General features: G+C 70.5%; 4 protein-coding genes and 1 pseudogene. 3 read left to right on the top strand and 2 right to left on the bottom strand.

Going from position 1 to position 7584, the window contains the following annotated elements:
• Positions 1 to 52: 52 nt before the first annotated feature.
• Positions 53 to 1790, bottom strand: a pseudogene (locus ACFV0Q_RS29865) (ribulokinase).
• A gap of 161 nt (positions 1791 to 1951) precedes the next feature.
• A complete protein-coding gene (locus tag ACFV0Q_RS29860; protein WP_385009478.1) occupies positions 1952 to 2941 on the bottom strand; it encodes a LacI family DNA-binding transcriptional regulator in 990 nt (329 codons plus the stop codon).
• A 473-nt stretch (positions 2942 to 3414) separates the two neighbouring features.
• Here ACFV0Q_RS29860 and chvE point away from each other — a divergent pair, with 473 nt between their 5' ends.
• From chvE to mmsB, 3 genes are all read left to right on the top strand, one after another.
• Positions 3415 to 4509 (top strand): multiple monosaccharide ABC transporter substrate-binding protein, encoded by a 1095-nt coding sequence (gene chvE, locus ACFV0Q_RS29855; RefSeq protein ID WP_385009475.1) that lies wholly within the window; start codon positions 3415 to 3417, stop codon positions 4507 to 4509.
• 103 nt (positions 4510 to 4612) lie between these two features.
• Positions 4613 to 6160, top strand: coding sequence for a multiple monosaccharide ABC transporter ATP-binding protein (gene mmsA / locus ACFV0Q_RS29850; RefSeq protein WP_385009474.1), 1548 nt, complete (start codon positions 4613 to 4615; stop codon positions 6158 to 6160).
• Between the two features lie 3 nt (positions 6161 to 6163).
• Entirely contained in the window at positions 6164 to 7399 is a 1236-nt protein-coding gene (mmsB, locus tag ACFV0Q_RS29845; protein ID WP_385009473.1) for a multiple monosaccharide ABC transporter permease, read from the top strand.
• The last annotated feature ends 185 nt before the right edge of the window (positions 7400 to 7584 follow it).

The raw sequence follows: 7584 nt of genomic DNA, 5'->3' as shown, positions 1-7584 counted from the left end.
CGTCGCGGGAGACACCGCTCCACCTGGCGACGGATCAGGCCGATGGCCGCCTTCACCGCACCTCGCCCAGGTCCGTGGCGGCCGTGATCGGGGTGGTGGTGGGCGAGGTCGGGGCGGCGTCGCAGATGCGGCGCAGCCGGTGGAGCAGATGGTCCGCACCCTCGCCGAAGTGGTCGTGCAGGGCGCGGTACTCGGCGTACAGGGCGTCGTAGGCGTCGGCCCGGCCTGGGTCTGGCCGGTACGCCCCTCGGAGCATCCCGCCCATGGCCGCCGCCGCGGAGCGCACATCGGGGTGCGCCCCGGCGGCGACAGCGGCGTGGATGGCCGATCCGAGGGCCGGGCCCTGCTCCGATTCGGCGAGCGAGAGGGGACGGCGCAGTACGTCGGCGTAGATCTGCATCAGCAGGATGTTCTCCTCCAGGCCCCCGGTGACGATGAACTCGGTGACGGGGACCCCGCCCTCCTCCAGGGCCTCGACGATGACGCGGGTACCGAAGGCGGTTGGCCTCCAGCAGGGCGCGGTAGATCTCCTCGGGGCGGGTGTCGAGGCCGAGGCCGAGGCCGACGATCACGCCCGAGAGGCGGTGGCCGACCAGGGTGGAACGGTTGCCGTTCATCCAGTCGAGCGCCACCAGACCGTGCCCACCGACCGGCTGGGCTGCGGCCTTCCGGCTGAGGAGCTCGTGCAGGTCCTCACCGACCGCCTCGGCCTGGGCCAGGTAGTGGGCCGGGAGGCCCTGACGCAACCGCCGGGCGAAGATGTCGCCGACGGCACTCTGACCCGCCTCGTAGCCGTAGGAGCCGGTGACGGTGCCGTCCTCGACCACGCCGCGGATCCCGGGGACGTCCGCGAGGGCGGCGCCGTTGACGACGTGGCGGGTGGAGGTGCCCATGAGGGCGAGGAGCCGGCCGTTCTCGACGGCCCGGACGGCCGGTGCGGCCACGTACGCGTCGACGTTGCCGGCGGCCACCGCGATGCCCGCGGGCAGCCCCGTCCACTCCGCCGCCCGGGCGGTGAGCGAGCCGGCCCGGGAGCCGGGCGGGGCGAGGGGGTGCTCCAGACGAGTGCGGGCGAAGTCGGCGAACCCGGGGTGCAGGGCGGCGAGGAACTCCTCGCCCGGGTGACCGCCGTTCTGGAAGGTCCCCCCGTGTCCGCCCGTCCCGACGCCGCGGCTCTCGACGCCGGTGAGCTGCCGGACGATCCAGTCGGCTGCCCCTGTCCACCGCGCGCAGGCGGCATGGACGGCCGGATCCTCCTCCAGGGCCTGGAGCGCCTTGGCGTACTGACACTCGGCGGAGATCCTCCCGCCGTAGCGAGAGATCCACTTCTCTCCCCGGGTCCGGGCGAGGGCGTTGATGCGGTCGGCCTGGCCCTGGGCCGCGTGGTGCTTCCAGAGCTTGGGCCGGGCATGCGGGTGGGCGGCCCACTCGGTGGTCTCGGCGAGCGGGGTGCCGTCGGCGAGCACCGGCAGGACCGTGCAACCGCTGAAGTCGGCGGCGATGCCGATGACGTGGGCGGGATCGACGCCGGAGACGGCCGGCGCGGCGGGAACGACGGTGCGCAGTACCTCGCGCCAGTCCCCGGGGTGCTGCAGGGCCCAGTCAGGCGGCAGTGCGCGCCCGGTGCCGGGTGACTCGCGCTCGATGACGGCGTGCGGATACGCGTGGACGACGGTGGCGAGCTCCTGTCCGTCATGCACGCGGACCACCACGGCACGGCCGGAGAGGGTGCCGAAGTCAACGCCGACGACGTACCTGTCCGAGCCCCGGACGGCGGGGATCAAGGTCATTGTTTCCAGCCCGGTCGAAGGGGGCGTCTTTCGTGATGCCAGATTGTTAGCGCTAACAATCTGCCTGTCAAGGTACCGCCGTCACCCTCAGCCAAGTGCGGCCGACGCGTCGGAGAGCGTGGGCCGCCAGTACGGTCAGCCCCGGGTCCGACGATGACGGCTCAACGGCGCGTGGCGGGACCCGCGCTGCGGCGCAGCACCATCTCGGGCGGGATCCGCACGTGGGCGCCGGCGTGCGCGACGCCCTCCAGCTCCTCGACGAGCAGTTCCAGGGCCCGGCGGCCGAGCTCGCCGAAGTCCTGCCGCACCGTGGCCAGGGGCGGGGTGAAGTAGGCGGCCTCGGGAATGTCGTCGAAGCCGACCACGCTGATGTCGCCCGGGATCGAGCGGCCGGCCTCGTGCAGGGCGCGCAGCAGGCCGAGCGCCATGTGGTCGTTGGCGCAGAAGACGGCGGTGACGTCGTCCAGTTCGGCGATCCGCAGGCCCGCCTGGTAGCCGGCGCGGGCACTCCAGTCGCCGGGCTCGACACGCGGCACGGGGGCTCCGGCAGCCTCCAGCGCGCCGCGCCAGCCCTCCTGGCGGTCCTGGCTCTCCATCCAGCCGGCCGGGCCGGCCAGGTGGTGGACGGTACGGTGGCCCAGATCGAGCAGGTGCCTGGTGGCCGCTTCGGCACCGGACCGGTTGTCCACCGAGACCATGGGAACCCGCGACTGGCTGCCCGGTCCGACCGCGACGACCGGCACGGAGCTGGAGAGCCTGGCCACCGCACTGACGGCGGAGATCTGGGGCGCGATGACGACCACGCCTTCCACGCCCTGGTCGCGCAGTCGGTCGACGGCCTCCTGAACCGAGCGGCCGTCCAGAGAGTGCAGACTCGTCACGCTGACGAAGTACCCCGCGCTGCGCGCGGCCTGCTCGATTCCGTGCAGCATCGAGGCGGGACCGTACAGGGTCGATTCGAAGCTGACCACGCCGAGGGTTTGCGAGCGGCGGGTGACCAGGGCGCGGGCAGCGGAGTTGGGCCGGTAGTCCAGCTCACGGATGGCGGCGAGCACCCGCTCCCGGGTGCCGGGCCGCACGTGCGGGGCGCCGTTGAGCACCCGGGACACCGTCTGGTGGGACACGCCGGCCAATTTCGCCACGTCGGCCATCACAGGGTGGCGCCGATCGGCCCCGGCACTGTCGTTTCCCACGCGCACTTCCCTCCTCGACTCCGGGCTACGGTACGCCACCGACCGCCGACGAAGGCCGTGCCGGCGTTCCGGACGGGCGCAGGCGGCGGGCTGCCACCATCCTCGGCGCCGCGATCGGGACCACTCGTGGACCGACGCCTCACCGAAGGCCGCAGAAGCCGCACGCGGTCAACGTGCCCGCCCGGCCCGCTGCGCAGGCACCCTGCCGAGGAGGCTGATCGCCTGCGCCGTTGTTCACCCGACGGTGATCCGAACAGACCCTTGACGACAAACTTGTGAGCGTTAACACTCAGGTATCGCCAGGCCGGAGCCGCTGCAATCCCGACTTCGCACAGCGCGAGAAGACGACTCCCGGCCAGCCCCCGCTCGACCGCTTCCGGTCGCCCAGCCGGGTCGCACCGTGCCGGTCGCGGAACATCACTGGAGGAACTGTGCGGAAGCTTTCAGCGGGCCTTGTCACCGTGGGTCTCACCCTGTCGCTGGCGGCCTGCGGCCAGAGCGCCAACGGAGCGGGCGACGCCGGGGCGGGCGGGGACGCCAAAGGGGGCCTCGTCGGCATCGCGATGCCGACCAAGTCGTCGGAGCGCTGGATCAACGACGGCACCAACATGGTCAAGGAGTTCCAGTCCAAGGGCTACGAGACCGACCTCCAGTACGGCGACAACGTCGTGGAGAACCAGGTTTCCCAGGTGGAGAACATGATCACCAAGGGGGCCAAGCTGCTGGTGATCGCCGCCATCGACGGCACCTCGCTCACCAACGTGCTCCAGAAGGCCGCCGACGCCCACGTCCCCGTCATCTCCTACGACCGGCTGATCCGCGGCTCGAAGAACGTCGACTACTACGCGACCTTCGACAACTACAAGGTCGGCGTCCTCCAGGGCAGTTACATCGTCGACAAGCTCGGCCTCAAGGACGGCAAGGGCCCCTTCAACATCGAGCTGTTCGCCGGCTCACCGGACGACAACAACGCCACGTTCTTCTTCAACGGTGCGATGAGCGTCCTGGGGCCCTACGTCGACGACAAGAAGCTCGTCGTGCAGAGTGGCCAGACCTCCTTCAACCAGATCGCCACACTGCGCTGGGACGGCGGTCTCGCCCAGTCCCGGATGGACAACCTGCTGAGCAAGTCGTATACCGCCGCCCGCGTCGACGCCGTGCTCTCGCCGTACGACGGCATATCGATCGGCATCATCTCGTCGCTCAAGGGCGTCGGCTACGGCACCGGCCGGCCACTGCCCGTCGTCACGGGCCAGGACGGAGAGCTGGCCTCGGTGAAGTCGATCATCGCGGGCGAGCAGACCCAGACCGTCTACAAGGACACCCGCCAACTGGCCAAGGCCGCGGTCCAGATGGGCGATGCGCTGCTGACCGGCGGCAAGCCCGAGGTCAACGACACAGGCCAGTACGACAACGGCGTCAAGACCGTACCGGCGCAGCTGCTCCAGCCGGTCAGCGTCGACAAGGAGAACTACCGGAAGGTCCTGGTGGACAGCGGCCAGTACACCGCGGACCAGCTCAAGTAGCCCACGGAGCCCGACCGACGCGTCCGGGCGACGCCGAACCGGCGGTGCGGCTCCCGGGAGACCACCCGGCACCGCACCGCCCCGACGATACGGATGCACAACCATGGCCCGACCCGTTCTCGAGATGCGGTCGATCAGCAAGACGTTTCCCGGTGTCAAGGCGCTCTCTGAGGTCAACCTGACCGTCACCGCGGGTGAGGTGCACGCCGTCTGCGGTGAGAACGGCGCCGGCAAGTCCACTCTGATGAAGGTGCTCAGCGGCGTCTACCCGCAGGGCGGCTACCAGGGCGAGATCTACTTCGAGGGCGAGCCCTGCCGGTTCAAGGACATCCGGGCCAGCGAGCAGCGCGGCATCGTGATCATCCACCAGGAACTCGCCCTGGTGCCCTACCTGTCCGTCGCCGAGAACATCTTCCTCGGCAACGAGCACTCCACTCGGGGCGTCATCAGCTGGCACCGGACGCTGACCCACGCCGCCGCACTGATGCGGCAGGTCGGACTCGACGAGAGCCCGCACACCAGGATCGCCGATCTCGGCGTGGGCAAACAGCAGTTGGTCGAGATCGCCAAGGCGCTCGCCAAGAAGGTCAAGCTGCTCATCCTGGACGAGCCGACGGCCGCCCTGAACGACGAGGACAGCCGCAAGCTGCTCGACCTGATCCTCGAACTCAAGGCTCAGGGCATCTCCTGCATCCTCATCTCGCACAAGCTGAACGAGATCGCCCGGGTCGCCGACGCCGTCACCATCCTGCGCGACGGGCGGACCATCGAGACCATCGCGATCGGTTCCGAGGGCATCTCCGAGGAGCGGATCATCCGCGGCATGGTCGGCCGCGACCTGGAACACCGCTACCCCGAGCGCGCCCCGGAGATCGGCGAGATCGCCTTCGAAATCGAGGACTGGAGCGTCCGGCACCCGATCGACCACCGGCGGAAGGTGGTCGACGGCGCCTCGCTGCACGTCCGTCGAGGCGAGATCGTCGGCATAGCCGGCCTCATGGGCGCCGGCCGCACCGAACTGGCCATGAGCGTCTTCGGCCGCTCGTACGGACGGTGGACCGGGGGCCGGGTGCGGCTGCACGGCCGGGAGATCCGTACCCGGACGGTGCCGGAGGCGATCGGGCACGGCATCGCCTACGTGACCGAGGACCGCAAGCAGCTCGGCCTCAACCTCAGCGACGACATCAGCCGGAACATCTCGCTGAGCGCCCTCGGCAAGGTCGCCCGGCGAGGCTGGGTCAACCGGCACGAGGAGGCACGGAGCGCCGAATCGTTCCGGCGGACCATGAACATCAAGGCCCCCTCCGTGTTCGCGGAGGCCGGCAAGCTCAGCGGCGGCAACCAGCAGAAGGTCGTCCTCAGCAAGTGGATCTTCGCCGAGCCGGAGGTGCTGATCCTCGACGAACCCACCCGGGGCATCGACATCGGCGCCAAGGCGGAGATCTACACCGTCATCGCCGAACTCGCCGCCCAGGGCAAGACGGTACTCGTCATCTCCTCCGAACTCCCCGAACTCCTGGGCCTGTGCGACCGGATCTACACCATGGCCGAAGGCCGGATCACCGGTGAGGTCACCCGCGCGGACGCCACCCAGGAATCCCTCATGCGGCTCATGACCATGAGCGCGGCATACCCCGACAAGCAGGTGTGAGGCATGGCCCAGACCCAGACCACCCCAGACACCACGCCCGGCGCACCGGAGTCCGGCCCACGTCCCTCGGCCGGTGCCGTACTGGCCCGAGCGCTGCGCGGCAACCTGCGCCAGTACGGGATGCTGGTCGCACTGGCGCTGATCGTGCTGCTGTTCCAGTTCTGGACGGGCGGCATCCTGCTCCAGCCGCTCAACATCACCAATCTGATCCAGCAGAACGGCTACATCCTCATCCTGGCCATCGGCATGATGATCGTCATCATCGCCGGGCACATCGACCTGTCGGTCGGGTCGCTCGCCGCCTTCGTCGGGGCGGCCGCGGCGGTGATGATGGTCAAACACCATGCGCCGTGGCCCGTGGCACTGGTGGCCGCGCTGCTGATCGGGGCTCTCGCCGGAGCCTGGCAGGGGTTCTGGATCGCCTATCTCGGGATCCCCTCGTTCATCGTCACGCTGGCCGGCATGCTGCTGTTCCGCGGGGGGACCCAGATCCTCCTGCAGGGCCAGACGGTGGCGCCGTTCCCCAAGGGCTTCCAGAACATCAGCAGCGGCTTCCTCCCCGCGGTCGGCCCCCGGACCGACTACCACAACCTCACCCTGCTGCTGGGCCTCTCGGTGTTGGCCGTCGCGATCCTGCAGGAGGTGCGCGGACGGCGGCGGGCCGCCTCGTACGGGCTGGAGCCGCTCCCGGCCGGGCTGTTCCTGGTGAAGCTCGGCGCGATCACCGCGGCCGTGGTGGCCTTCACGCTGCTGCTGGCCAGCTACCACGGGGTGCCGATCGTGCTGCTGATCCTCGGCGTCCTGCTGGTCGGCTTCGGATACGTGATGCGCAACTCGATCCTCGGCCGGCACACCTACGCCATCGGCGGCAACGAGGCGGCGGCGAGGCTGTCCGGGGTGAAGAGCAAGCGGGTCGTCTTCCTGGCCTTCGTGAACATGGGCGTCCTCGCGGCCCTGGCCGGGCTGGTCTTCGCCGCGCGGCTCAACGCCGGTACGCCGCAGGCCGGCATCAACTTCGAGCTGGAAGCGATCGCCGCCGCCTTCATCGGCGGCGCTTCCGCGAGCGGCGGTGTGGGCACCGTCCTCGGTGCGATCATCGGCGGTCTGGTGCTGGGCGTGCTGAACAACGGCATGTCGCTGGTCGGCGTGGGGACCGACTACCAGCAGGTGATCAAGGGCCTGGTGCTGCTCGCGGCCGTCGGCTTCGACGTCTACAACAAGCGCAAGGTCGGATCCTGACCCCGAAGGCCGGAGCCTGACCCCACCCCACCCCACCCCTCCTCGACTCGCCGGGCGGCACCGGGCGCGGGGGGGCGCCCCCCCCCCGCGGCGGGGGCGCCCCCCCCCGCGGGCGCGCGCCCCCGCCCGGCCCCCCCCGCCCCCCCCCCCCCGGCCCCCCCGAAACCCCCCCCCCCGGCCGGGGC

Origin of the sequence: Streptomyces sp. NPDC059564 (assembly GCF_042735575.1) — a bacterium.
GTDB lineage: Bacteria > Actinomycetota > Actinomycetes > Streptomycetales > Streptomycetaceae > Streptomyces.
Note: the sequence above shows the minus strand (reverse complement) of the source record. Positions and strands in the feature narration are given on the sequence as shown.